The sequence below is a fragment of the Pseudocolwellia agarivorans genome, assembly GCF_002000085.1.
Lineage (GTDB): Bacteria > Pseudomonadota > Gammaproteobacteria > Enterobacterales > Alteromonadaceae > Pseudocolwellia > Pseudocolwellia agarivorans.
Map to the genome: position 1 here is coordinate 197,992 of NZ_MUZU01000008.1, position 24,185 is coordinate 222,176.

Genomic DNA, 24,185 nt, shown 5'->3' on the forward strand with positions numbered 1-24,185 from the left:
TATGCGATGTAGCAGCGAACTAAGTCCTTGTATTAAATCTTGGATTTATTACTGGAGTTTATTCGCTGTTTTGTTACTGAGCTTTTTTAGCTACTTTATTGCTAACTTAGCTCAAGGACACACATCGCAACCGACTCATTATGTTAGTTATTATGTTATAGCTCAGTACAGTTTAATGGCCTTTTTTATGTTATTGGCTTGGTATTGCTCGCCGAATTCTTTACATATTAGGCATTATAGAGCGTTATTATTTATCGCAATAATCGCCCGAGTAGTACTTATAGATATAGCACCTTATAGCTCTAACGACGTAGACCGTTATTTGTTTGATGGGCGTATAGCTTACGAAGGATACGATCCTTACCAAGTAAGTCATAACGACACTCGACTCACTGAATTAAGAGCCGCATGGCAACCACCACAAGAACATGCAAAGTACGTAACCCTTTATCCGCCAGTATCTCTTGCGTTATTTACCTTTTCAGCATCGTTTGGAGTAGAAAAAGCCCAACTAGCATGGAAAGCTCTATTACTTATTGCAGGTTTACTTACGGTTTTTATAACAGGATTAGTGCTTAAAAAAGCTAACAAACTAAAACATTTTGCTTTAGTTGCTTTGTCGCCTTTGCTCATTTTAGAAACGGGTATTGGTTTACACATTGACGCTTTTTCAACATTAGCCGTTATTAGTGCCATATATTTATGGCAACACAAAAATATCGCTTGGTGTGGCGCAATAATTGGTTTGGGTATTTCGATAAAAATTCTACCGGTAATGTTATTACTGCCATTGTTTTTTATACAAAAAACCTTCAAAGACGCAAGCACCTTAGTTATTAACTGTGCTGTAACGCTTGCTCTTGTTTACGGTACTACGTATGCCCTAGGCTATTATCCGATAGGAAGTATCGGTGTGTTTTTCGAAAAATGGCGCTCTGCCTCTCCCTTATTTAGTCTATTGGGTGATGTATTAACAAGTAGCCAAATGATGGTTTTACTCTTAAGTATAGTGATTATATTTACCAGCTCAATTGCTTATCTTTGTTATGTTTACGGTTTTGCTTTTAACTTAGCTTCTAACTTTGTTAACAAACAAAAAACTGAACAAAGATCTTCGCCACAAAACAACACTATTATTTATGCTTGTTTACAGCTATCTGTCGCGTTGCCCCTGCTGGTTTCACCCGTGTTATTTCCTTGGTATTTAATGCCTTTAGTGCCTTTGTTAGCGTTATGGCCAAATAAATACCTTATCGCTTGGATGCTAATTATGCCGCTAACGTATGAAGTTTTAGGTGATTTTTTAGCTTATCAACAATGGCATCCGGCTCAATGGCCCATTGTAATACTCGGTATCTTTTATCTTTTTACTTTAGCCAATATGTGCCTGTACATGGTTAAACATTTTCAAAAATCAAACAAGAATTCCAACAATACAGTTCATGTTTCATCAAATTAAGTCGTAGGAAAATATTATGAACATTATTCAAAATTATTATCATTGGTTACATGGTCGCTGGCCTGACCGTGCTGTAGAAAAACAGCCTTTAGTTAATGCTAATGGCACAACCAATGTAAAAGGCACCTATGTTGTTGGTGATTTAACAGGTGTTCCATTACTAAAGTTTTCTTCAGACACAGGAACTAAAGCCGTTAAAACGATTGTTGAAGACATAGACTTTAATGCGAGAACTAAAACTGCCGCTGTTCACGACTTAGTTATTATTGGTGGTGGTGTAAGTGGTTATGCTGCGGCTATTGAAGCAAAAAAACATGGCTTAAACTTTAAAATATTAGAAGCCAATCAGCCATTTTCTACTATCGAAAACTTTCCTAATAAAAAGCCTATTTATACTTACCCTACGCAAATGAGACCTGAAGGCGATTTACAGTTTTCGAGCAAGGTTACTCATAAAGAAAGCTTATTAGAAGAACTTAAACAACAAATTTCTGAGCAAGGTATAACAACCGACATTGCGCAAGCAAGCCATGTTGAAAGAAAAGGTTCGATAATAAAAGTACATTTAGAAAACGGTGAAACCTTACAGGCACACCGCGTTATTATTGCGATTGGTCGATCAGGTAATTACCGTAAATTAAACGTTGAAGGCGAAAGCCTTGATAAAGTAACAAACCGTTTAATTGATCCCAAAGTATATGCCAATACTAAACTGCTTATTGTAGGTGGTGGCGATAGCGCGCTTGAAGCTGCAATAGCTACGGCCAATGAAGATGCGAACGTAACCTTGTCGTATCGAAAGGGTGAATTTTCTCGAGCTAAATCTGAGAACATCGAGCAGGTTAATTCACTCGTCGATAAGGGTAAAATCAACTTAGCCATGTCGACTAACGTTACTAAAATCACTTCCGATGAAGTGGTATTAAAAACAGCTTCAGGCGAAACTAAAGTAATAGAAAACAACCACGTACTACTGGCAACTGGACGAGAAGCACCGTTAGATTTTTTCCGTCGCTCAAAAATGGCCATTAGTGGTGAAAGCACAGCTATCGGCTGGGCAGCCTTTATTTTATTTTTTATCGCTTTAACCGCCCTGTACGATTGGAAAGGCTACGGCTTTTTGAACAGCTTTTGGGGAAGTTTTTCTTACCCAGATCAAATGCCAGCACTGATTGGCGGCATGGGTGAATGGTGGCAACAACAAGTTAACGATCGCAGTACACTTATTGGTACCATTGCCGTATCACTTAAAAGTCGTTCTTTTTATTATACCGTTCTCTACACCCTACTAATTGCTGTATTTGGCTGGCAACGTATACAACGCCGTAAAACACCTTATGTAACAGTACAAACAACGGTATTGTTTTTAATACAGTTATTTCCGTTATTTTTATTACCCGAAATTATTTTACCGCTATTAGGTTATAACGGCGTGTTTGACGCCGGCATGGGTAAAAGCTTTGCTGACGCATTATTTCCTAGTTATATATCCGCACAAGAACTGGCGGCTCATACTTGGCCTGAATGGGGACACCCTCGCGCTTACTGGCACGCTTACAGCTTTATTTTTGCTTGGCCATTAGGTGTTTACACTGTATTTACCGACACGCCGCAAGTGGCTTGGTTAGTTATTGGTGCCATTCAAACATTTGTAATTATTCCACTTATTGTAATGAAATGGGGTAAAGGCGCTTACTGTAGCTGGATATGTTCATGTGGTGCTATGGCAGAAACCATGGGCGACCAACATCGCCATAAAATGCCTCATGGCAGTAAATGGAACAAGCTCAACATGTTAGGCCAGTTTATTTTATTAGTGGCTGCAGCCTTGTTAGTTATTCGTATACTCGGTTGGATTTACCCTGACACATGGATGAATCAACTATTTAGCCTATTCTTAAAAGGTGAAAACAAAGACTACCAACTGGTTAATGCCTTCAGCTATAAATGGGTAGTTGATATATTTCTAGCCGGTATTTTAGGTTTCGGCCTTTACTTTAAATACTCAGGAAGAACTTGGTGTCGTTTTGCCTGTCCTCTTTCTGCATTAATGCACATATATAGCCGTTTTGGTCGATTCGCTATCGTAAGCGAAAAGTCAAAATGTATTAGCTGTAACCAATGTACGAGTGTTTGTCATCAAGGTATTGATGTAATGGCTTTTGCTAGCAAAGGTGAGCCTATGACAGATCCACAATGTGTTCGTTGTTCTGCCTGTGTACAAACTTGCCCTACTGGTACTTTATCTTTTGCTGAAATAAACCGTAAAACGTCTGAAGTTATCCGCAAAGACAAGCTCGCTGCAAGCCCTGTTCAAATGGCTGAAAAGTTTGCCAAAGGCGCACAATTTATTGAGGTTAAAAATGTATAAAGGTCATAAGGTATGTGTCGTTATCCCTGCCTTAAATGAAGAACAAGCAATCGACATTGTTGTTCGCGCTCTTGTTGGCTTAAAACTTGATAAACAAGCAGTAATTGACCACGTGGTCGTTTGCGATAACGGCTCTACCGACAATACCGAAAATGCAGCAGCAGCAGCTGGTGCTCAAGTAGTTAAACAAAATACTCCAGGTTACGGCATTGCTTGTTTAACCGCTATGGCTCACTTACCTCTTTGCGATATTGTGCTTTTTGTAGATGGTGATGACTCTTGTATTATTTCTCAAGCTATCCCCTTACTTGAAGGAATCTCTAGAGGTGCCGACTTAACCATAGGTTCTCGCACCTTAGGTAAAATTGAAGTAGGCGCATTAACTGGCCCACAAGTTTTTGGCAACTGGCTTTCTAGTTATTTAATCACTTTATTTTGGGGACAAAAAATCACTGACTTAGGCCCTTTTCGTGCTATTCGATATTCGTCTCTCAAGTCATTACAAATGGCAGATAAAACCTTTGGTTGGACGGTAGAAATGCAAGTAAAGGCGATTATTCATGGTATGGACGTACGTGAATATCCTGTTGACTCAAAAGTACGTATTGGTGAATCAAAAATAAGCGGTACAGTTTCAGGCTCAGTTAAAGCGGGTATCGGTATTTTGTCGATGATTGGTAAGCTTTATTTATCCCAATCTAAGCTCAAAAAAACCTTACAAGATAAGACGGTTTAACATGACCAAAATCCAATACCTTTTTGCGTTTATTTTTATAGTTTTTGTTGGTGTTGCTATTAAAGGCTACACCTTATATCAAGCAGTGAGTCCAAATCCAATAAGCTATTGGGACGTAAGTAACGAGAGCAATAATCAACAAATAAGTCATGAACTATGGGCAGAGTTTTTATCATTATATTTAATAGTAAACCCTGAAACATCAGCGCGTGAATTTGCCTATAGCCAAGTATCAATAAACGACAAAAGTAAGCTCAAAAACTACTTAGAGCGACTTAGTAATATTGATCCTAGGCAATTCAATAAAAACGAACAACTCGCTTATTGGATAAACCTGTACAACGCGTTAACCATTAATGTTGTTTTAAAGCACTACCCAATTGAATCAATTAAAAATATTGGTGACGGTTTTACAGGTCCGTGGAATCAAGAACTTATAACGATAGCGGGCATTAATGTGTCGTTAAATCAAATTGAACACGGAATTTTAAGAGCCTTGTGGCAAGAAAAACGTATTCACTACGTAATTAATTGTGCAAGCATCGGCTGCCCTGATTTGTTACCTAAGCCTTTTAATAGTAAAGAAATTAACAAACAACTAGATGAAGCAGCAATACGTTTTATTAATCAAAACAAAGGCGTGTATTTATCTGGAAACAAACTCGTTTTATCAAGTATATATCATTGGTTTTCAGATGATTTTGGTACAAATACACAAGAAATAATCACACATATTAGCGATTACGCCAACACACCTTTAAAAGAACAATTAAAACAGTTTTCTGGCGACATCGAATATCAATATAACTGGAAATTAAATAAGACATTATCGGGTCGTTTAAATAATCCCAATACAAACAAGAATCACTAAGTACATAAAAAATATGAACCAAAAAAAACCATCACTCGTTATATTTTGCAAACGACCAAAACTGAATCAAGGCAAGCAACGCCTTGCTGAAGATAGTAGTGCAGAAAGCGCCCTTACTATCGCAAAAGCTTTGTTAGATTGCGCGCTTGAAGATGCGAGAAATTGGCAAGGCGCTGTTGTGCTTGCCTGTTCGAATAATGACGATATGGAATGGGCTAAGTCTTTAAACCTTAATGCCCACGTTATTTATCAACTGCCTTTAAATCAGTCAGGCAACTTAGGTGAACGCCTTAATTTTATTGACACTGAATTGCGTAAACAAGGCCACCAACAACTTGTTTTTATTGGTACCGATGCTCCAATGTTGACTGAAAATCATTACCAAGAAATAGAATTAGCTTTAAAAGATAACGACATAGCGCTAAGCCATGCAGACGATGGCGGTGTAGTGATTATGGCAAATAAAGCGCCTTGGCCCAATTTAACTGATTTGCCATGGAGCACTGAAAAATTATCACTAAGCTTGTCGCAACTATGTAGAGAAAAAAAACTAAGTGTTACATACACCCTATCGGGCTACGACATTGATTATATGGCTGACATTAAAAAGTTATTAATTGATTTACAAACTGATCTCCGCCCTGCTCGACAAGCATTATTACTAACGTTAGAACAAACATTTAACGATTTAACATTATTACCTAAGGTAACTACTCATGCATGATATTGTAAAAGACTACTACGGCAATGTACTTAGCGGTTCAGACGACCTACAAACCAACGCTTGTTGTACAGATGACAACTTATCTAATTCACTAAAAGCAATATTATCGAACATTCATGATGAGGTGCTAACACGCTATTACGGTTGTGGCTTAGTAACGCCTGAATTACTTAAAGGTTGCCATGTATTAGATTTAGGTTGTGGTGCAGGCCGCGATTGTTACGCCATTGCGCAAATGGTGGGAGAATCAGGTTCAGTTACTGGCGTAGACATGACCGACGAACAATTAGCCGTAGCCAACAAGCATATTGAATACCACAGAGAAAAATTTGGTTACGCTAAAGCAAATACTACCTTTTTAAAAGGTTACATTGAAAAGCTAAACGAATTAGATATAGCTGATAATAGTGTAGATCTTGTTGTATCTAACTGTGTTATTAACTTAAGCCCTGATAAACACGCCGTTTTAAAAGAAATTTTTCGTATTTTAAAACCCGGTGGAGAAATATATTTTTCAGATGTTTATGCCGACAAACGCGTACCCGCACATTTAAAAGATGATCCGTTATTATACGGTGAATGTTTAAGTGGTGCTCTTTATTGGAACGACTTTGAAAACCTTGCTAAATCAGTAGGTTTTGCTGAACCTCGCTTAGTATCAAGCCGTGTAATTACTATCGACAACGACGAGCTTGCTGGGCGTTTAGAAGACATTAATTTTACCTCTGCAACCTATCGTTTATTTAAAGCTGCAGACTTAGAGCAAGACCCTCAAGACTACGGACAAAAAGTAACGTACAAGGGTTCAATACCAGAGCACGAAGCAGAATTCACTTTAGACCAAAACACAACATTTGTAGCACAACAACCTACCCAAGTTAGCGGTAATACATGGCGCACACTTCAACAATCACGTTTTAATCAGCACTTTATTTTTGAAGGAGATTTTGAAAAACATTTAGGACTATTTGATATCAGCGATGCTGCCTTCGACTTTTCAAGCACAAAAGCCAGCAGTAGTTCATCAAGCTGTTGTGCACCTAAACCTGAAACAACAGAAAAAAAATCGAGTTGTTGCTAGTGGAGATTGTAGAGCACGATAATTGGTTATATACACCAGAAGGCGAAAGCCGTGGTTATATTCAACCTCATGCCCTGACTGAGCTTTGGTTTCATACCGGAACTAAATGTAACTTGGCATGCGACTTTTGCTTGGAGGGCTCTAGCCCTTCAGACAAACGTTTAGGCACACCTAAATTAGCTGAAATAAAACCCTATATTGACGAAGCCTTAACCTTAGGTGTTGAGCAGTTTTCATTTACTGGTGGCGAACCTTTTCTTGCTAAAGATATTATCGATATTTTAGCGTATGCCTCTCAGTTTAAGCCTTGCTTAGTGCTAACTAATGGTACCGACCCTTTAATAAAAAGGTTTGACGCTTTATGTGCTTTACAAGCTAAAAATCAACACCCTATTTCGCTACGTATTAGTATTGACTCGCCAATAGAAAAAACACACGACTTAGCCCGTGGCGAAGGTAATTTTGCTAAAGCATTTATTGGTATGCGCATGCTGCATAATCATGGTTTTAACGTATCGCTTGCTCGCCATATTGCTAATGGTGAAGATACTGCATTGGTTGATCAACAATACCAAGCGCTATTTGAGCTAAATGGTTTACCTAAAAACATGAACATTGTCGCTTTTCCTGACTTTTTACCGCCAGGTTCGTTACCTAATGTTCCGCATATTACCACCCATTGCATGACCACTTATCAAGATGAAGCACAACGTAAAAATTACATGTGTGCAAATTCAAAAATGATCATCAAAAAAAATAAGCAAATGCAAGTATACGCCTGCACCTTGGTTGACGACAACGAAGATTATTTTTTATCAACTTCGTTAACGCAAAGTATGACCAAAAAAATTAATTTAAAACACCACCGCTGTTATAGCTGCTTTGCTCATGGCGCTAGCTGCAGTGAAATATAAGGATAATTTATGAAATCTATTCTTTTTTTATGTACCGGAAACTCATGCCGAAGCCAGATGGCTCATGGCTTAGCTAACTCATTACTTAGTGATAAGTTTGAAAGCTATTCTGCGGGTATAGAGTCTCATGGCCTTAACCCTTCAGCAGTAAAAGTAATGCAAGAAATTGGCATTGATATTAGCCAATATCAATCACAAACATTAGACGAATTTGACACTAAAAAATTCGATTATGTTGTTGCGGTTTGCGAACATGCGGCAAGTAACTGTCCGGTATTTCCAGACCAAACGAATGTAATAGTGCATCAGTTTGATGATCCACCAAAGTTAGCAAAACAAGCAAATACTCCCGAGGAAGCACTTGCGCATTACCGTAGAGTACGCGATCAAATAAAAAGCTGGATCACAACCCTTCCAGAGCAAGTTAGCGTATCCAATACCGCAGCGTAAAAACAAACAGATCAAATAGGAAAACACATGTTAGCAATTATTGGTGGCACCGGTATTTATAGTATTGATGGCCTAAGTATTATTGAAAAGCACGATATAGATACACCTTACGGTAAGCCTTCAGCTGAAATAATTAGAGGCATGTATCAAAATAAAGAAGTTTTATTTTTACCTCGCCACGGTAATAACCATTCGCTGCTCCCCTCAGAGGTGAATTATCGCGCTAACATTTGGGCACTAAAAAGCTTATCTGTTACACAAATCATTGGTTTATCTGCCGTAGGTAGTTTACAACAAGAGATAAAACCCGGTGACCTAGCCATTGCAGATCAGTATTTTGACTTTGTAAAAAGTAGTCGAGAAAAAACCTTTTTTGGCGAAGGTCTTGTTGCGCATGTGTCAACAGCAGAACCTACTTGTTTAGCTCTTGCAGATGCTATTTCAGACGCCGCTAAAACATATTCAATTAATATTCACAGAAATAAAACCTATGCCTGTGTTGACGGACCACGCTTAGGAACAAAAGCCGAAAGTTTATTTTTAAAAAACGCTGCACAATGCGATTTAGTGGGTATGACAAATGTACCTGAAGTGTTTTTAGCTCGAGAAGCGCAAATTTGTTACTGCACCATTGCAATAGCAACCGATTATGACTGTTGGCAAGATGATCCAAAACATCATGTAACAGTAGAACAAGTGATTAGTCGTTATGGAAGCAGTATTACTAAAGCCAAGTTAGTACTAGAAGCGTATTTAAAAGCAACTCCAGCCCAATGCACTAGCAACTGTAATCACGCCTTAAAAAGCGCCATGCTAACGCCAGTTGAAGCAATGTCTGAAAGTAAAGAAGCACTATATAATGTTTTATCTGCGTAAGCAGGTAGAGCATGTTGTACTTTCAAATACCTTTATTTGATATTTAAGTTTGAAAAATCAAATAGGCCTCAATTAAAGTTTTCTCCATTCCCTCAGTAAATGTACTATATTCAATTGAAGTAATATTGTTTTTTTAGAGAATACACAATGGATCAAACACCAATAAATGGTGAACAACGAACAAAATTAGTTAATGCTGGCAAAATGAATTTTTTTCATTGGTTAATTGTTGTAATTTCTGTCGCTTTAACCTTCACTGCTTGGCACTACACAAAATCACAACTCAATGAAAAACTTGAATTAAAATTTCAACGCTATGCTGAACAAACTATCAGTTTAGTACAAGAACGTATGGGCTTATACGCCAATGCCCTTTGGGGAGGTGTAGCCTATATTGATGCTGCAAATATAGATATTAAGCATACCGACTGGTTAGCCTATGCCAATAGCTTGAAAATTGATACGACTTATCCAGGAATCAATGGTATTGGTATTATATACAATGTAAAAGCCAGCCAGCTTAGTCATTATATGGAAGATCAGCTAGCTCTTAGACCTAACTATACTATTCATCCAGCTCATAATGAACCGGAGTATTGGCCAATCACCTATGTAGAGCCAGCTATTAATAACCAAAAAGCTATTGGGCTTGATATGGCTTTTGAGGTTAATCGATATACCGCTATCAAAAAGGCTAGAGATTCGGGTGAAGCAAACTTAACAGGCCCTATTACCCTTGTTCAAGACGCTAAACAAACACCCGGTTTTTTGTTCTATACACCTTTTTACAAAAATGGTAAAAAACCTGAAAGTATAGCCCAAAGGCAAGCATTAATTATTGGTGTTGTTTACGCCCCTTTTATTATGAAAAAGCTTATGCTGGGGACTTTAGCGAAACAAAATAGACATGTAAGCATTAAAATAAGTGATAGTGGTAAATTACTCTTTGATGATAACACTGAAGGGGTTTCTAGCAGTTTTGATCCTAATCCATTATTTTCAAAAAAAGTAGATGTTTATTTTTATGGTCGGGTTTGGACATTTGAGATCCAATCAAATACTGACTTTAGAAAAGAAGCCGCTGCCGACCAATCTTTTTTCATTCTAATTGGTGGTTTAACAATTGATGCATTTTTACTGGCGCTGTTTATTTTTCTTACAAGAGCAAATAGAAAAGCCTTAGCTTATGCGGATAAAATGACGGCTGTATTACAAGACAAAACTAAAGATTTAGAGAAATCTAATCGTGATTTAGAAAAATTTTCTTACATTGCTTCACATGATCTGAAATCACCTCTTAATTCTATTAAACAACTGGCTAATTGGATCCATGAAGATTGCGAAAATGTCTTACCCAAAGAGTCACAAAATCATTTAGATATATTAATGCGTCGTTGCGAGCGCATGATGAAGCTACTCAATGATTTACTTGCTTACGCTCGTATTGATAAAACAGAGTTTAAAAAAGAACGCGTTAATTTATATGATATGAATCAAGATATTATTTCTTTAATCGACATTCCTATAGGATTTACTTGTACGGCTCCGAATGTTGAAATTGATGTGCCTGCATCCCCTTTAGAAATCGTACTGAGAAACTTAGTTTCTAACTCGATCAAGCATCACGACAAAGAATGCGGAAAAATCAGTATATTGTATAATGCTAATAAAGATTTTCATATTATTACCGTAGAAGATGATGGCCCAGGTATTCCTCAGGAATTTCATGATAAAGTTATGCATATGTTTCAAACTTTAAAGCCTAGAGATAAAGTTGAAGGTAGCGGTATGGGCCTTGCTATGGTCAAACAAATAGTAGAACACTATGGTGGTAGTGTTGCTATAGCTTCTAATGGTACGCGCGGAACAAAATTCATCATAAAATGGAAAAAATAATACCATTTTCATCTAAAACGATAATGAAATATTAAGGAGCACCAATGACATCAAAAAAACCGAGTGACGTAACATTATTTTTAATTGAAGATGATGATATTGATGCAATGACAATAGAAAGAAGTTTTATTAAACAGCGTATTGCTAATCCTATCGTAAGAGCATATGACGGTGTCGAAGCTTTAGAATTACTAAGAAATAATAAAGTGCCTCGACCTATGGTGATATTACTTGATTTACAAATGCCACGTATGGGCGGAATAGAGTTTTTAAAAGAATTACGTGCCGACGAAGCACTGTCTGATCTTGTTGTATTTGTTTTAACAACATCTCAATCTGAAACCGATATAGAACAAAGTTATTATCAACATATAGCAGGTTATTTTACAAAAGGTGAAGTAGGAGAGAAATTACTAGGCGTTGTTAATACATTAGATAGTTATTGGAAGATAGTACATCTTCCTGAGTAAACGACACGTTGATTTTTAATCATTCACTTAAAGGTTAAAAATCAACATTTTTAATAATAAAGTTTTCAGGCCAGGTTTCTCTTACTTGGCTTTCCCAAGTTTTATCATTTTCACCCGTTGGTAATTTTCTTAACCAATACTTAGCCCATTTACTTACACTTTTACCTGATTTACTTAACTTTAATGGAGAGAATCGGCATTCATATGTACTGCCGTTATATTCAACCATTTGATGATTTTTAGTTCGTCGATATAAAGCCATTAACTTAGCGCTAATAATTTCTGCTTCAGTGAAAGCGATTAATCCTTTGCTTTTTAAATCACTTAAAATGGCCGCTTTTTTTATACAAATATCGTTGTGAGCATCTATGTGAGGGGTATATACCATACCAGACAAGCCATAAATAGATTGTTGCTCTCGAATAGCCAAGGCTTTAAGAGGCTTTAATGTTTCATTAATTTCATTTAAATCATTGATGGAATACATGTATGCTCCCTTAATACCTGTCACAATAACCAATTCATTAATACGTTTGGTATAAAAACTAACTTGCCCAATAAATATAAAATAGTTTAACGTTCAAATGTTAAAATATGCCCTTTAAACTCTTGTTCTAAATAGTCGGTATGAATCGGTTTTTTATGAGAAGAGGTAAAGCCAAACTCAATCATTTTACTGCTTAATTTGCTTTTTCTACCTCTACCCGGATCAACCAGAATAACTTCACATTTGGGTTTTGAGTGCTTTTCAATGAAATTTGCTAGTAAGTCAATATGACTATCTTCATAAAGTAAATCACTACCAATTATCAAATCAAAAAGACCCAATTTGTCTATTTTGCTTGTCCAATCAACTTGCTCAAACGAAATATCATTATCGCCATTAAGTAAGGTATTTCTTTGTAAGAAATTTTTAACTTCAGGGTGGTAATCTGTTGCTGTAATATCTGCACATTGCTTATTCAATAACAAGCTAGATAAAGCCATACCACAGCCTATCTCTAATATACGTTTTGATTCTGTTTTGTAATCAACAATGTAATGTGCAAGTACTAAACTCGATGGCCAAATAACACCGAAAATAGGCCATGAAGCAGACGAGATACCTAATTTTTCAGCAACACCAACAGGGTCATGAAACTCTTGTTTATCGCGTAAAGTACACAAGTGAATATCTGTTTCACCAAATTCAACGGTTTGGTAGCATAAGCGTAGGTTTGTAATTAGCTTGCCTCAATAATTGAGCGCTGAGCCAATTATCAAGGATAATGACAAAACGGGGGAATATATTCTGCTAGATTACAGCAGTGAACAATAAAGACAATATATTTGCATAATTATAAAACTATAAGCGCTATTTTAGGTTATTTACTAATAATGCTTGTTTATTATTTGTTCGTGCTATAGACTGACTTCCGTTCAAGTGTTGCATTATCATAATAATGAAAGCTTCACTCGAATTAAATGAATATCTTATTGCTCTGCCTTTCCTTGACCACGTCAGTTATCTTTAGATTTTTTTACTTAGTTATTGTTTTACCTTCAACGAATTATTTCCTGTAAATCTTTATATTTGAACCAAAAACAATAATAACACTTAGTTTATATGGGTACGTTTACCCAAGATAAACCTTTATACCAACTTCATTATTAAACTTATCTCTTCTAACCTTAGAAATGATCAATTTATGAATAAGATTGGTATCTTATATTAGAGTTTTATTATGTCTTATACATATAACGGACAACAGATCCGTGTAATGCAACCAGTGCATTCAATTTCTGTTAATCAAAACCGAGTTGCGATCAAAGATGATCACGGATTAAGCTACGTTACTTTTTCAAGTTCATCTGACTTTAAACAGTTTCTTTCTTGGTTAGCTCAAAGTTAATATTAAAGCGCTATACCCATCGAGTTTATGGATCCGATAGCTACAAATGACTTTTACTATTGAATATATGAGTAACTGATAAACTAAAAATTACTTACCGAATTCTTTTAAGTGTTTATCTCACCCATTTAAATCCTCTTGATGGCTAGAGTCACTTGTTAACCCTCTCAAAATCATTTTTGTTGGTAGAATACCTAAGTGTCTTTATCAAGGCTTAGCGACCATTCTAGGATCTTTTAAAACAGCACCTTAAATTCATCAGAGTCTATTGTTTTTTAAGATCGTGCATGAAAGTTCGGTGAGTTTCTCTGCAGTTTAGTTGTATTAAAAAAGGTTTCTTTTTACCTTTAAAAAATAATAACGGTTTAAACAATAACCAACCTGAGTTTGAAATAAACGCCTACCTCAAACTCAGATTAACAATATTGGCTAACTTACAATGACAGAAAATACAGATACAGGGACATCAACCTCTGTTTTTTCAAATTGAAAAATTAGTTTTTGTGTACTAATTGGCTGTTCAAAAGTTATTTTATTAACTGTTTGATAATTTCCAATCACCTCGTGAAGTAAAGTTCCGTCTTCTTTTAATATTTTATAGTTTGCAACACAAAACGGTATTCGTTTTTCAGGATGTCCCATTAAAGAAGATTCAAGTGGGTGATCAAAATCGCTATCAAAATGAATAACAACTGAGTTAATCTCTTTTTCTTCTGCCCAGTTAAGTGTCAATGTTGGAGTACTATCTGCTATATCAGCAACCCAAGCATTGCTGCTAAACCAAGGTCTTGTGTAGCCATTAATAATATTAGCGGCTGAAAAGTCTTTTATTGCTGGCGTGATTTCTAGCGCAAGATTTTTTCCACCTGGACGTCTTTCAGGGATCCAAAATTCAAACTCGTCTACACCTAGATCTTTATCTACCGTTTGTTTACCGTTATTAGATACCGCTTTGTTAGTACCATTAAATACTGAAACAACACCCGTTATTCTTTCATTTGAGTATTCAACTTCTATATTTTCGTTTTTCAGTAGGCACATAAATGCATAGTGCGAATCAAGAAGTGTTGCATCAAAATGAAGCGTCACTCTATGTTCACCTTCTGTCAGCGTTATTTCCTTTTCGGCTAAAGTCACATTAGGCGTGTAGTTTTCTTGTTTATCGCTCACTCGTAATTGGCTAACTAAGGTTGTATTACATTTCGCTTTAACATTAATCGTAAAGGTATATTTAACATTGGCTGCAAGCGGCAATAATTGTGCGGCACTAATGACTAAGGGTTTAAATTCGCCATTTGATTTTATGTGAGTTAAAGGCAACTCACTACTTGCTGATATTTCAGCTGAACTCGCTATATTACTACTTGCCGCTAAAGGTATATGAGGAATAAAGTGACCGCCCTCATTTAGCTCTTGCTGTAGCTTTCCTAAACTAGGCTGCACTAATAAGTCTTGTGGTAATAAATTATCTTTAATACATAAGGCTGCGGCTGTACCTACGGCTTGTCCGCCATGAGCAGAAGTTGCCATAACGCGCGTTGAACCAAAAGCAATATGTGAAGCACTTATAATACGACCAGCGATAAATAAGTTATCAATACCTTGGCTAATAAAACAACCTAATGGTATTTGATAAATACCTTTAGCATGGTATTGCTCACAAGGGCTTTCATCACTAAATACACCTCCACTTGGGTGAAGGTCAATCGCCCAGCCGCCATAAGAAATAGCGTCTTCATGAGATTTTTGTTCAACTATATCTTTTTGGGTTAGCATTTTATGACCGATAAAACGTCTACTTTCACGTTTACCTGGAATTGTACCGACCCACTCTAGTGATAAGTTTTCTACACCATCAAATTTACCGCTGTTTTTTATGTGATCCCAAATCATGTAAACAACAGACCATAAAGCCCATTTTATTTCTTCGGTTCCATGGATAGTGTCTTCCGTACCACCGTATTCTATCCACCATAAACGAATACCGTCTTCACCTTTATTAACACGTGATAAACGTTCTTCAGAAATTTTGGTATTTTTCGCGTATTCAGGTGGTATAAAGTCGACAGGCTTTCCTACGTCTTTACTGTAGAAAAACAAGGTGTGACCCAATAGCTCAGTTTGTTCTTCATCAGGAGCCATTTTTTCATCAAATTCATTTTTAGATTCAGCGCCAATAACAAATGGAGCACCTGACATAAAACCTAAAATACCGTCACCTGAAGCATCACAAAACAATGGCGCTTCTATTGAATATTCGGTGCCATTTTGTGAACAAAAAGCCTTAACCGATTTTATTTTATTCGCACTTGATTTAGTTGCATCATAAACGGCAGTATTAAGTAACAGGGTTATGTTTTTTTCTGCTTTAACTTTATCAAGTAAAATAGTGTCAAAAATAACCGTATTGCCTTCTTTATTTTTATAAAGGTTTTCAATTAAAAGCTCATCAATAATACCGCCTTCTCTCGACCAACGGTTGTTGTTACCTAAATGAGAAGTTGCGCCTAAAATCCACACTCTAATTTCGCTTGATGCACATCCGCCTAATACAGGGCGATCTTGAACTAAACATACCTTAATACCTGAACGCGCTGCATTTATAGCACAACAAACACCCGCCATTCCTCCGCCAACAACAACTAACTCGCTTTGCAAAGAAACAAGTTTATTTTCACGCGAACCAGACTCTAAAGCCATTCTTAACATAGTGATAAATTCCTAATATTTATAATTTTTTGGGTAATTGAATAAAAAGCGTTTTCATATAAGTAACGGGCTTAAGAATAAGCATCGGTGGAATGATAATAATGGCTCCTACAACAAGTGTAATGTTAGTCCCCTTATCTGCTAATAAACCTAATATGATGATCAAAAATCCAATACCTGTAATACCTAATAAAATAATGTTACGACCAAAATTTGAATCTGATGAACTCTCTTCTTCAGTATCTACCTTAGTTTCTGGTAATTCATTCGCATTAACTTTTTGTGGTGTTTCGATTAAGTGAGGTTTTAAGGTCAATTCAAAAATAGCCAAGATAACAATAGGCACCATGACACCAAGTAACATTTCTTCGCTTCGAGTTAACTCAATACCAAGTAAACTTGGTGCTAAAAACTTAAAAAATAAATTAATAGCTAAACTAGCGGCTGTTGTTGTAACAACTGAAAAGCCTGTTTGTTTTTTCGAAAATAATGTCCAAATAGGTGGCAAATAAATAGGTGCTCCAGTTAAAGCAGCAATACTCATAACGACTTCAATAATCCCACCCATTCCTTGAATAGATAAAGCGATAATTATGGCTAAAATGCCAAATAATAACGTTGAAAGGCGAGCAACTTTCATCAACTGCTTTTCAGTTACTTGGGTTTTTAATGGTTTATATATGTCGTTAGTTATTACACCAGAAGCAATATTTAACGTAGTATTTACAGAGCTCGCTGTTGCAAACACCATAGCGCCAAGCACTAAACCTAATAAACCATTAGGTAAAACCAGTTGGCTAATAAGTAGATAAGCATTTTCTGTATCTCCTCCCGTTAGACCCGGTTCAATAACACGGTAAATCATAGGAGGGATCATCCAAATTAATGGAGCAATTAGATACAAAGCACCAAATAAATAAGCGACTTTTTTAGCGTTAGATGGGCCTGACACACTAGTAAAACGCTGAACATAAGCCCAATTTCCACCAATAAATACGGTGTTATAAATAAAGAAAGCAAACAAGAAAACAAGGCCATACTCATCGTTATACAAAGCATCGAAACCTTCAGGTAATTTAGTTAAAAAGGTAGTAACACCTCCCACTTCTCCAAAGGCCATGGGGATAACTAAAATAACAGCAGCGGTTAATACAACAAATTGTAAAACATCAGTTACCAATACAGCCCATAACCCACCTAATGCGGTATAAGCTATAATTAATAACCCTAAAATAAGAATGGCACTTTCTAAAGATAAACCTGTTGATACCTCTATAATTTTACCTACCGGATATAAAAACGCTCCGGCAGTAAATAAACTGATAAAGAGAAAAATAATCGAATAAAACTTTTGAGCAACCTGACCTAGCCTTGATTTTATATAATCAGCTACAGTGAGTGCGCCTGTTTTATTCCACGCAGGGGCAATAAAAAAAGCAATTACAAAGCCAGACAACGCCATGGTTGTTTGAATTGAAACAGAAACAAAACCATCCGAATAAGCAATAGCTCCCCAAACAACAAAAGTTCCTACCGAGAAAAAACTCATAAACAGTGATAAACCACTTATCCACCAAGGAACCTCACCGCCAGCAGCAAAAAATGAATTCATGCTTTTACCTGTTCGAGCCAAAGTCATTCCTAGCCCAATAACAAAAATGGTAAAGATAAGCGCTACGTATAAATCAAAGCTATTCAAGTTAAACCTCATTTGTAGTTAGAATGGCCTATTCTTAAATAAGCCTTGTACCAATCTCGAAAACGCATTGAGCGAGTATTGTTGCCACTCGATTAAAACGATAAACATTCAATTAAGCGTTAAAATAACAAATACATTATGTATCTATAATAGATATCACTCAAGCTTTAAATACATAGAAATAATTAAATAAGAGGGAACTCTCTTTACATAAAATAAAAAATCTAAAAATAGAAAAATTATTTTTAAAACGATTAAAGGACAGTGGAGCCAGAAATTTATAAAAAATGTTGTAAGTACTAAAATCTAAAACCCTTTACTATCAATTGAATCATGGCTTTATTAGATATAAAATACAGATAATTCGACGTATATCTTTCCAATTCTATTCACATATTAAATAAGGATTTTGCATGACACGCTCTGTACCCTCAGTCGTTAATAATGAAAAACTTGGTAAATACGGTAGTCAGCTAAACCAAGGCCTTATTCATGGTATAGAAGCATTGCAAGGGATAGCCTCTAGTGATCATCCACTTGGCAGCCGAGAATTATCAAGAATTTTAGGATTAGATATTACTAAAGTTAACCGTATGCTCAGAACCCTGGCCTACCTAGGCTTAGTAAGACAAACTCCTGATAGAAAATATACATCAGGTCCTGGCATGCATGTTCTGGCGGCGCAAAGCTTGTACGCTACAGGTTATGTTAGGCATGCAATTAAGCCATTAGAGTCATTAAAAGAATTAGGGGTGATTGTTGCTATGGGGGTTTTATGGCAAGACAAAGTTACCTATTTGTACCATGCTCTACCCGGTATGGATTCTGTTGATGCTATGGGTAGACTTAGTTATTACCCTGCAACATTAAGTGGCGTGGGCTTATCTTTGCTATCTGAATTAGACGATAGTGAGATATCTCATTTATACCAAGGTAAAAACATTGATGGCTTCGATGATAACTTTGATTCATTAATGGAAAAAATAACCGAAATAAGAACACTGGGTTACGCAAGAGTGGAAACAACAGGTTCTTCTCTTAAAACCAGTAAAACCTATACCCTTGCAGTAAATTTAGGGCAACCTGTATATAGCGCCATTGCTTTATCAGGCTGGTTACCCGAAGAATCTACCGAAGAGCTTATTACTGTTTTAAAAGAGAAAGCAAAAGAAATTGAACAGGCTAAATAATATTTTAGGCAAAAAAAAGCGTTTACCTAAAAAGTAAACGCATTATAAAAACATGAAACACTAAGGGAGTAAAAATCTATCATATAGTCAGAGCACTTAATTTCAGTAAAGTTCCCTTCTTTTGAAAATAATTTATATTTTATTATTGAAGAACAATAAATCTCCCATAAAAATCAAAAAGATAAGCACATAAACTCTACCCAATATTTATATTAATGATATATACAAGCTAATAAGAATAGATGGTGTTACACTGACAAGCTTATTTTTATTTCCCTTCTCTTTTAAGGTAAGCAGCTTTGCTGTTTGTCGTTTTAACTTGTGATTCTATTGGTTATATTTATTCCATTTAAATTTACTTTCTAAACCAAATATATTTTCAAATTATAAATTTAAAATAAAACATTAAAGCCTTTAACAATAATACCCATTTAACATTTTAGGGTTAAAAAATTTCAAGCGATTGTCGTAATGGTGATAACAACAATCGCTTTTTTAAAACTCACCATAAGATAAAGAAAATATAATATGAGTAAAGGTATAGTTAAGTGGTTCAACGCCGATAAAGGTTTCGGTTTTATTACACCAGAAGACGGCAGTAAAGATCTTTTTGTTCATCATTCAGAGATCCAATCGGGTGGCGAATATGCAACATTAGCTGACGGTCAAGCGGTTGAATTTGAAGTTGGACAAGGTCAAAAAGGACCATGTGCTAACAAAGTAAGCGCTGTATAATTACTAGCTAACTTATTCATTTGAGCGGGTTATTTTTTATATTAAAGAGTAGCTTTAGCTCAAATATTCCTCCCATAAAAATATTCACACATAGAATACTTTCCCTGCATTTATTCTGCTTAAATCACTAAAACCTTACAACTCTAAAATCATCATCGATTCAGCGCACTATAAATTTGATTGCTAAATTTTAGGCAAAAAAAAGCGTTTACCTAAAAAAGTAAACGCACTATAAAAACATGAAATACTAAGGGGAAATAAAAGTCTCTCGTATAGTAAGAGCGTAACAATTCAATTAAGTTCATTTCTTTTTAAATATTTTTTACATAAGAAAATAAGAACTTGAGTCGCTCTACGCTTTATATAATGTAAAAAACCCTATAACAATAAAACCAATACCTGCGGCATAATGAAGATATTTTTCATTAATATATTCCGACATCAAGCTTCCTGCCAAAACACCTATAGCTGTAGCCACAATTAATGCAGCTGATGCAGCAAAAAATACCGTATATTTACTTACTTCTTTATCTGCAGCAAAAAGCATAGTGGCCAATTGAGTTTTATCGCCAAGTTCGGCAATCAGAACAGAAGCAAAAATGGTTAAGAAAATTTTCCAATCCATACAATATAAATCCTATAAAATTAAAACAGTGAACATGTCTGTATCATGCTTTTTAGCATTTGCTATTTAATACGAAGTACAACCTAATATAAGGTATTTAAACCTATAAAAATAAGCGAATAATTCAATCAATAACAAAGTAAATATGATTTAAATGAATGAAAACAATCAACAGGTAAGTACGCCGCTATAATACATAACACTTAAATAAACTGCCAAAAATTATTTTATTTTTACTGTTATTTATACTCAAAAAAAATAAATAACCTGAGTTATCAACGCACTGTTAAGTGAGTGTCATAGATTTTTATATTATATAAAGTGTATCGCTATTTATGATCCTCCATACTAAACTACACTCATAACAATCATTAAAAACAATGTTTTGGACTAAATGTGTTAGGTAAATACAAATTAGGTTTACGATTTAAAGTAGCTTTTGCATTAAGTGCGTTATTGTTTCTATCTTTATTTACAACGGGCTACACCAGTTACCAGCAGTCAAAACAAATTGCCGAAAATAAAGCCATTGAACTACAGCAAAGCCAATTAAAGCTGCTTAAAATTAAAATAAAATCAGCATTAAACGAACATCAAAATATTTTAATGTCGTTACGTGACACACCACCAATACAAGCAATTATTGATGCCATAAAAAATAACGGTATTGACTCTGAAAGTAATGAATCTCTAAACGTATGGCAGCAGCGTCTTAATACCATATTTTATTCCTTTTTAAATAACCACTCACAATATCTTCAAGTTCGTTATATCAAAAGTAATGGAGAAGAGTTAGTGAGGGTAGAAAGAAAAGCCAATAATCACATTAACATTGCAAGTCAGAGTGAATTACAAAACAAGTCTGCTGAAAAATACGTTATGGAAACCACAAAAATGCGGCCTGGGCAGGTTTATTATTCTGATGTAAACCTCAATAAAGAATACGGTAAAATTCAAACTCCTCATGTTCCTGTGTTACGCATAGCCACGCCTGTACATAATGCCTTAGGAGAAGTTAAAGCTCTAGTAATCATTAACCTCTCTACGGACGTATTGTTTAGTAATGTGGTTTCAACTGACCATGGCATACGTAGCTATATTGTTGATCAATCAGGCAATTACATTAAGCATAAAGATAAAAGTAAATCATTTGCTAAAGAACAAGGGCTTGATTACAACTTTTATGATATTGAACCACAATGGGCAGAACGAACAAAAAACAATGAAGAATTAATGCAACTAAATGAAAATTCAACTGAAATTTTTGGTTTTCAAAAAATATTTTTTGCCCCTCACGACCATAAACGCTATTGGCTATTAGCAATACACATTCCTGAAGAGATTGTTTTTTCTGAAATCAAGCAAGCGCTTGATCGCATGATAGTTATTCATATACTCATTGCTATTTTATCTGTAATGCTAATTTTCTGGTTCGTTTCTAAAAGAATTCTCTACCCTATATTAACCTTAGCCAGTAGCGCAAAAAAATTACATCACGGCGATTTATCAATACGCCTTGATCCTAAGTCAGTAAAAGATGAATTTAGATTGCTATATTATTTAATGAACAACTTTGCTGAAAGCCAACAAAACAGTACCTTAAAATTAGAGCAAAAAATTGCCGCGCAAAACAAAAGACTCTCTGCGGTTATTGATAATGTAGTAGATGCTATTATTACCATTGATGCCTATGGAAAAATAGAATCATTTAATCGCGCAGCCACAACTATTTTTGGTTACTCTGAAGATGAAGTAATAGGCAAAAATGTAAAGATGCTTATGCCTGATCCCTATCAAAAAGAGCATGACGGTTATCTTGCACACCATAATAAAACTGGTGAAAAGAAAATCATAGGTATTGGTCGTGAAGTCACAGGCAAAAGAAAAAACAATAGTACTTTCCCTATGGAATTAGCAGTTAGTGAAGTTTCATTAGATGATACCAAGTACTTTGTTGGTATTGTGCGAGATATCACTGAACGTAAGCGCATTGAGCTTATGCAAAAAGAATTTATTTCTACTGTAAGTCATGAACTACGCACCCCACTAACCTCAATAAGTGGTTCTCTCGGCTTAATGCTTGGCGGTGTAACGGGTGAGTTACCTGAGAAAGCCAAAGAACTACTGGTTATTGCTAATAATAATAGCGAAAGTTTAATACACCTGATTAACGATATTTTAGATATTGAAAAAATGTCAGCAGGGAAAATGTCATTTGATCTAAATGTAACCGATATAACTCCCGTAATTCTCAATGCAATTGAAGCGAATAAAGGTTACGGAGAAAAACTGAATGTATCATTTACATTCAGTTCAACACATACAGCACCACTGATGGTTAATATTGATGAAAAGCGTATTGAGCAAGTTATGTCTAATTTACTCTCAAATGCAGCCAAGTATTCACCGACTCATGAAGTGGTCACTATTACGCTAGAAGTTCTTGCCGATGAAGTACATATTTCAGTACATGATCAAGGAAAAGGCATACCCAAACCATTTAGAGCGCATATATTCGATAAATTTTCACAAGCCGATAGCTCTGATACTCGCCAAAAAGGTGGTACAGGGCTAGGACTACACATCACTAAAGCTATTGTTAAAGAACATAACGGACGAATTGATTTTAGCTGTGATAAGGGTAATGGGACAACGTTTAGGTTCACACTTCCTCTTTACACTGAAACACCATTAGTAACTGACAACAACGAAAAAACAAATCAAAAAGCATTAATTTTGATTATTGAAGACAATATTGATATTGCTCGCCTATTAAGTATGATGATCAAAAACGCAGGCTATAATTGCCACCATGCTTATGACTATCAGCAAGCAAAAGATCTCATCGCGACCAATCAATACGATGCAGTCACCTTAGATCTTATTATTCCCGGTGGCGATGGACTTACCCTATTAAAAGAGCTACGCAGTAAAGAAGAAACAAGAAAACTACCCGTTATTGTCGTTGCCTCACCTAATGAAGATAGCGATAAAGTAAAAGCAAGCGACAGTATAGAACTTGTAGATTGGCTAGAAAAACCAATACAACCAGAGCAATTGGTTAAGTCAATTAGAACAAGTTTAGCCACGAAAAAACAACAAAAACATCATATCTTACATGTTGAAGATGACTCAGATATCATCACAATTGTCAGCTCATTACTGAGCAATAATTACCACATAAAACAAGTATCAACATTAACTGAAGCAAAGCAATTAATCGCACAAGAACAATTCGATTTAATCTTACTTGATATAGGTTTACCTGACGGCTCAGGTTTAGACTTATTACACCAATTAAACGATAATGATAAAAATATTCCTGTGGTTATTTTTTCTGCTCATGATATTCCAGTAAATATTGCTCGTCAGGTAATCGCAACATTAACTAAGTCTCAAACAGACAATAATAAGCTTATTGAAAAAATACATGCTGTTATTCATAGAAAACATGAAAAACCGGAAAAGTTGAACTAGGATTAGTAAC

At 35.6% G+C, this 24,185-nt stretch carries 20 protein-coding genes; 15 read left to right on the top strand and 5 right to left on the bottom strand.

From position 1 onward, the window contains the following. Position 1 precedes the first annotated feature (1 nt). The 11 genes from B0X80_RS13670 (at position 2) to B0X80_RS13720 (ending at position 11,848) form a co-directional block, all read left to right on the top strand. Positions 2 to 1,459: a glycosyltransferase family 87 protein gene (locus B0X80_RS13670; protein WP_077341151.1), complete on the top strand. Its 1,458-nt coding sequence runs from the start codon at positions 2 to 4 to the stop codon at positions 1,457 to 1,459. Between the two features lie 16 nt (positions 1,460 to 1,475). Next, positions 1,476 to 3,830 carry an NAD(P)-binding domain-containing protein gene (locus B0X80_RS13675; RefSeq protein WP_077341153.1) on the top strand — a complete coding sequence of 785 codons (2,355 nt, stop codon included), beginning with the start codon at positions 1,476 to 1,478 and terminating at the stop codon, positions 3,828 to 3,830. After that, complete coding sequence (locus tag B0X80_RS13680; protein WP_077341155.1) at positions 3,823 to 4,566, top strand: glycosyltransferase family 2 protein; 744 nt, start codon at positions 3,823 to 3,825, stop codon at positions 4,564 to 4,566. The genes B0X80_RS13675 and B0X80_RS13680 overlap by 8 nt, the downstream gene beginning before the upstream one ends. A 1-nt stretch (position 4,567) precedes the next feature. After that, positions 4,568 to 5,437 (top strand): DUF547 domain-containing protein, encoded by an 870-nt coding sequence (locus tag B0X80_RS13685; protein ID WP_077341157.1) that lies wholly within the window; start codon positions 4,568 to 4,570, stop codon positions 5,435 to 5,437. A 13-nt stretch (positions 5,438 to 5,450) separates the two neighbouring features. Continuing rightward, on the top strand, positions 5,451 to 6,161 hold the full coding sequence (locus B0X80_RS13690; RefSeq protein WP_077341159.1) for a TIGR04282 family arsenosugar biosynthesis glycosyltransferase: 711 nt from the start codon (positions 5,451 to 5,453) through the stop codon (positions 6,159 to 6,161). Beyond that, complete coding sequence (locus B0X80_RS13695) at positions 6,154 to 7,242, top strand: methyltransferase domain-containing protein (RefSeq protein ID WP_077341161.1); 1,089 nt, start codon at positions 6,154 to 6,156, stop codon at positions 7,240 to 7,242. Before B0X80_RS13690 ends, B0X80_RS13695 begins: the two co-directional genes overlap by 8 nt. Further along, the gene (locus tag B0X80_RS13700) at positions 7,242 to 8,156 is read left to right on the top strand and encodes a radical SAM protein (RefSeq protein WP_077341163.1); all 915 of its coding nucleotides are present in this window, start codon (positions 7,242 to 7,244) and stop codon (positions 8,154 to 8,156) included. The genes B0X80_RS13695 and B0X80_RS13700 overlap by 1 nt, the downstream gene beginning before the upstream one ends. Before the next feature lie 9 nt (positions 8,157 to 8,165). After that, a complete protein-coding gene (locus B0X80_RS13705; RefSeq protein ID WP_077341165.1) occupies positions 8,166 to 8,606 on the top strand; it encodes an arsenate reductase ArsC in 441 nt (146 codons plus the stop codon). A 27-nt stretch (positions 8,607 to 8,633) separates the two neighbouring features. Continuing rightward, on the top strand, positions 8,634 to 9,482 hold the full coding sequence (mtnP, locus tag B0X80_RS13710; protein WP_077341167.1) for an S-methyl-5'-thioadenosine phosphorylase: 849 nt from the start codon (positions 8,634 to 8,636) through the stop codon (positions 9,480 to 9,482). 147 nt (positions 9,483 to 9,629) lie between these two features. Continuing rightward, positions 9,630 to 11,378, top strand: a complete 1,749-nt coding sequence (locus B0X80_RS13715; RefSeq protein WP_077341169.1) for a CHASE domain-containing protein — start codon at positions 9,630 to 9,632, stop codon at positions 11,376 to 11,378. A gap of 44 nt (positions 11,379 to 11,422) precedes the next feature. After that, a complete protein-coding gene (locus B0X80_RS13720) occupies positions 11,423 to 11,848 on the top strand; it encodes a response regulator (RefSeq protein ID WP_077341171.1) in 426 nt (141 codons plus the stop codon). A 34-nt stretch (positions 11,849 to 11,882) separates the two neighbouring features. Here B0X80_RS13720 and B0X80_RS13725 read toward each other — a convergent pair whose 3' ends face one another. Beyond that, positions 11,883 to 12,335, bottom strand: a complete 453-nt coding sequence (locus B0X80_RS13725) for a hypothetical protein (RefSeq protein WP_077341173.1) — start codon at positions 12,333 to 12,335, stop codon at positions 11,883 to 11,885. Between the two features lie 86 nt (positions 12,336 to 12,421). Beyond that, positions 12,422 to 13,072, bottom strand: a complete 651-nt coding sequence (locus B0X80_RS13730; RefSeq protein ID WP_077341175.1) for a class I SAM-dependent methyltransferase — start codon at positions 13,070 to 13,072, stop codon at positions 12,422 to 12,424. A gap of 500 nt (positions 13,073 to 13,572) precedes the next feature. Here B0X80_RS13730 and B0X80_RS20455 point away from each other — a divergent pair, with 500 nt between their 5' ends. Continuing rightward, positions 13,573 to 13,740: a hypothetical protein gene (locus tag B0X80_RS20455; protein ID WP_089024884.1), complete on the top strand. Its 168-nt coding sequence runs from the start codon at positions 13,573 to 13,575 to the stop codon at positions 13,738 to 13,740. Positions 13,741 to 14,169: 429 nt separating this feature from the next. Here the strand turns inward: B0X80_RS20455 and B0X80_RS13735 are convergent, their stop codons facing one another. Together B0X80_RS13735 and B0X80_RS13740 are read right to left on the bottom strand one after the other, a co-directional pair. After that, positions 14,170 to 16,449: an FAD-dependent oxidoreductase gene (locus B0X80_RS13735; RefSeq protein WP_077341177.1), complete on the bottom strand. Its 2,280-nt coding sequence runs from the start codon at positions 16,447 to 16,449 to the stop codon at positions 14,170 to 14,172. 19 nt (positions 16,450 to 16,468) lie between these two features. Continuing rightward, positions 16,469 to 18,061 (bottom strand): sodium:solute symporter family protein, encoded by a 1,593-nt coding sequence (locus B0X80_RS13740; RefSeq protein ID WP_245825465.1) that lies wholly within the window; start codon positions 18,059 to 18,061, stop codon positions 16,469 to 16,471. A gap of 500 nt (positions 18,062 to 18,561) precedes the next feature. Here B0X80_RS13740 and B0X80_RS13745 point away from each other — a divergent pair, with 500 nt between their 5' ends. Continuing rightward, the gene (locus B0X80_RS13745) at positions 18,562 to 19,338 is read left to right on the top strand and encodes an IclR family transcriptional regulator (protein ID WP_077341179.1); all 777 of its coding nucleotides are present in this window, start codon (positions 18,562 to 18,564) and stop codon (positions 19,336 to 19,338) included. 528 nt (positions 19,339 to 19,866) lie between these two features. Further along, positions 19,867 to 20,073 carry a cold-shock protein gene (locus B0X80_RS13750; protein ID WP_077341181.1) on the top strand — a complete coding sequence of 69 codons (207 nt, stop codon included), beginning with the start codon at positions 19,867 to 19,869 and terminating at the stop codon, positions 20,071 to 20,073. Between the two features lie 352 nt (positions 20,074 to 20,425). Here B0X80_RS13750 and B0X80_RS13755 read toward each other — a convergent pair whose 3' ends face one another. Further along, positions 20,426 to 20,698 (bottom strand): TMEM165/GDT1 family protein, encoded by a 273-nt coding sequence (locus B0X80_RS13755; protein WP_077341183.1) that lies wholly within the window; start codon positions 20,696 to 20,698, stop codon positions 20,426 to 20,428. Positions 20,699 to 21,094: 396 nt separating this feature from the next. On the opposite strand from B0X80_RS13755, the gene B0X80_RS13760 reads away from it, so the two are divergent. After that, entirely contained in the window at positions 21,095 to 24,175 is a 3,081-nt protein-coding gene (locus tag B0X80_RS13760; RefSeq protein ID WP_077341185.1) for a response regulator, read from the top strand. The last annotated feature ends 10 nt before the right edge of the window (positions 24,176 to 24,185 follow it).

What these genes read in the sequence shown, in the direction of transcription:
- B0X80_RS13670 (WP_077341151.1), top strand. Translation starts at nt 2, where the DNA reads ATGCGATGTAGCAGCGAACTAAGTCCTTGTATTAAATCTTGGATTTAT.
- B0X80_RS13675 (WP_077341153.1), top strand. Translation starts at nt 1,476, where the DNA reads ATGAACATTATTCAAAATTATTATCATTGGTTACATGGTCGCTGGCCT.
- B0X80_RS13680 (WP_077341155.1), top strand. Translation starts at nt 3,823, where the DNA reads ATGTATAAAGGTCATAAGGTATGTGTCGTTATCCCTGCCTTAAATGAA.
- B0X80_RS13685 (WP_077341157.1), top strand. Translation starts at nt 4,568, where the DNA reads ATGACCAAAATCCAATACCTTTTTGCGTTTATTTTTATAGTTTTTGTT.
- B0X80_RS13690 (WP_077341159.1), top strand. Translation starts at nt 5,451, where the DNA reads ATGAACCAAAAAAAACCATCACTCGTTATATTTTGCAAACGACCAAAA.
- B0X80_RS13695 (WP_077341161.1), top strand. Translation starts at nt 6,154, where the DNA reads ATGCATGATATTGTAAAAGACTACTACGGCAATGTACTTAGCGGTTCA.
- B0X80_RS13705 (WP_077341165.1), top strand. Translation starts at nt 8,166, where the DNA reads ATGAAATCTATTCTTTTTTTATGTACCGGAAACTCATGCCGAAGCCAG.
- mtnP (WP_077341167.1), top strand. Translation starts at nt 8,634, where the DNA reads ATGTTAGCAATTATTGGTGGCACCGGTATTTATAGTATTGATGGCCTA.
- B0X80_RS13715 (WP_077341169.1), top strand. Translation starts at nt 9,630, where the DNA reads ATGGATCAAACACCAATAAATGGTGAACAACGAACAAAATTAGTTAAT.
- B0X80_RS13720 (WP_077341171.1), top strand. Translation starts at nt 11,423, where the DNA reads ATGACATCAAAAAAACCGAGTGACGTAACATTATTTTTAATTGAAGAT.
- B0X80_RS13725 (WP_077341173.1), bottom strand. Translation starts at nt 12,335, where the DNA reads ATGTATTCCATCAATGATTTAAATGAAATTAATGAAACATTAAAGCCT.
- B0X80_RS20455 (WP_089024884.1), top strand. Translation starts at nt 13,573, where the DNA reads ATGTCTTATACATATAACGGACAACAGATCCGTGTAATGCAACCAGTG.
- B0X80_RS13735 (WP_077341177.1), bottom strand. Translation starts at nt 16,449, where the DNA reads ATGTTAAGAATGGCTTTAGAGTCTGGTTCGCGTGAAAATAAACTTGTT.
- B0X80_RS13740 (WP_245825465.1), bottom strand. Translation starts at nt 18,061, where the DNA reads ATGAATTCATTTTTTGCTGCTGGCGGTGAGGTTCCTTGGTGGATAAGT.
- B0X80_RS13745 (WP_077341179.1), top strand. Translation starts at nt 18,562, where the DNA reads ATGACACGCTCTGTACCCTCAGTCGTTAATAATGAAAAACTTGGTAAA.
- B0X80_RS13750 (WP_077341181.1), top strand. Translation starts at nt 19,867, where the DNA reads ATGAGTAAAGGTATAGTTAAGTGGTTCAACGCCGATAAAGGTTTCGGT.
- B0X80_RS13755 (WP_077341183.1), bottom strand. Translation starts at nt 20,698, where the DNA reads ATGGATTGGAAAATTTTCTTAACCATTTTTGCTTCTGTTCTGATTGCC.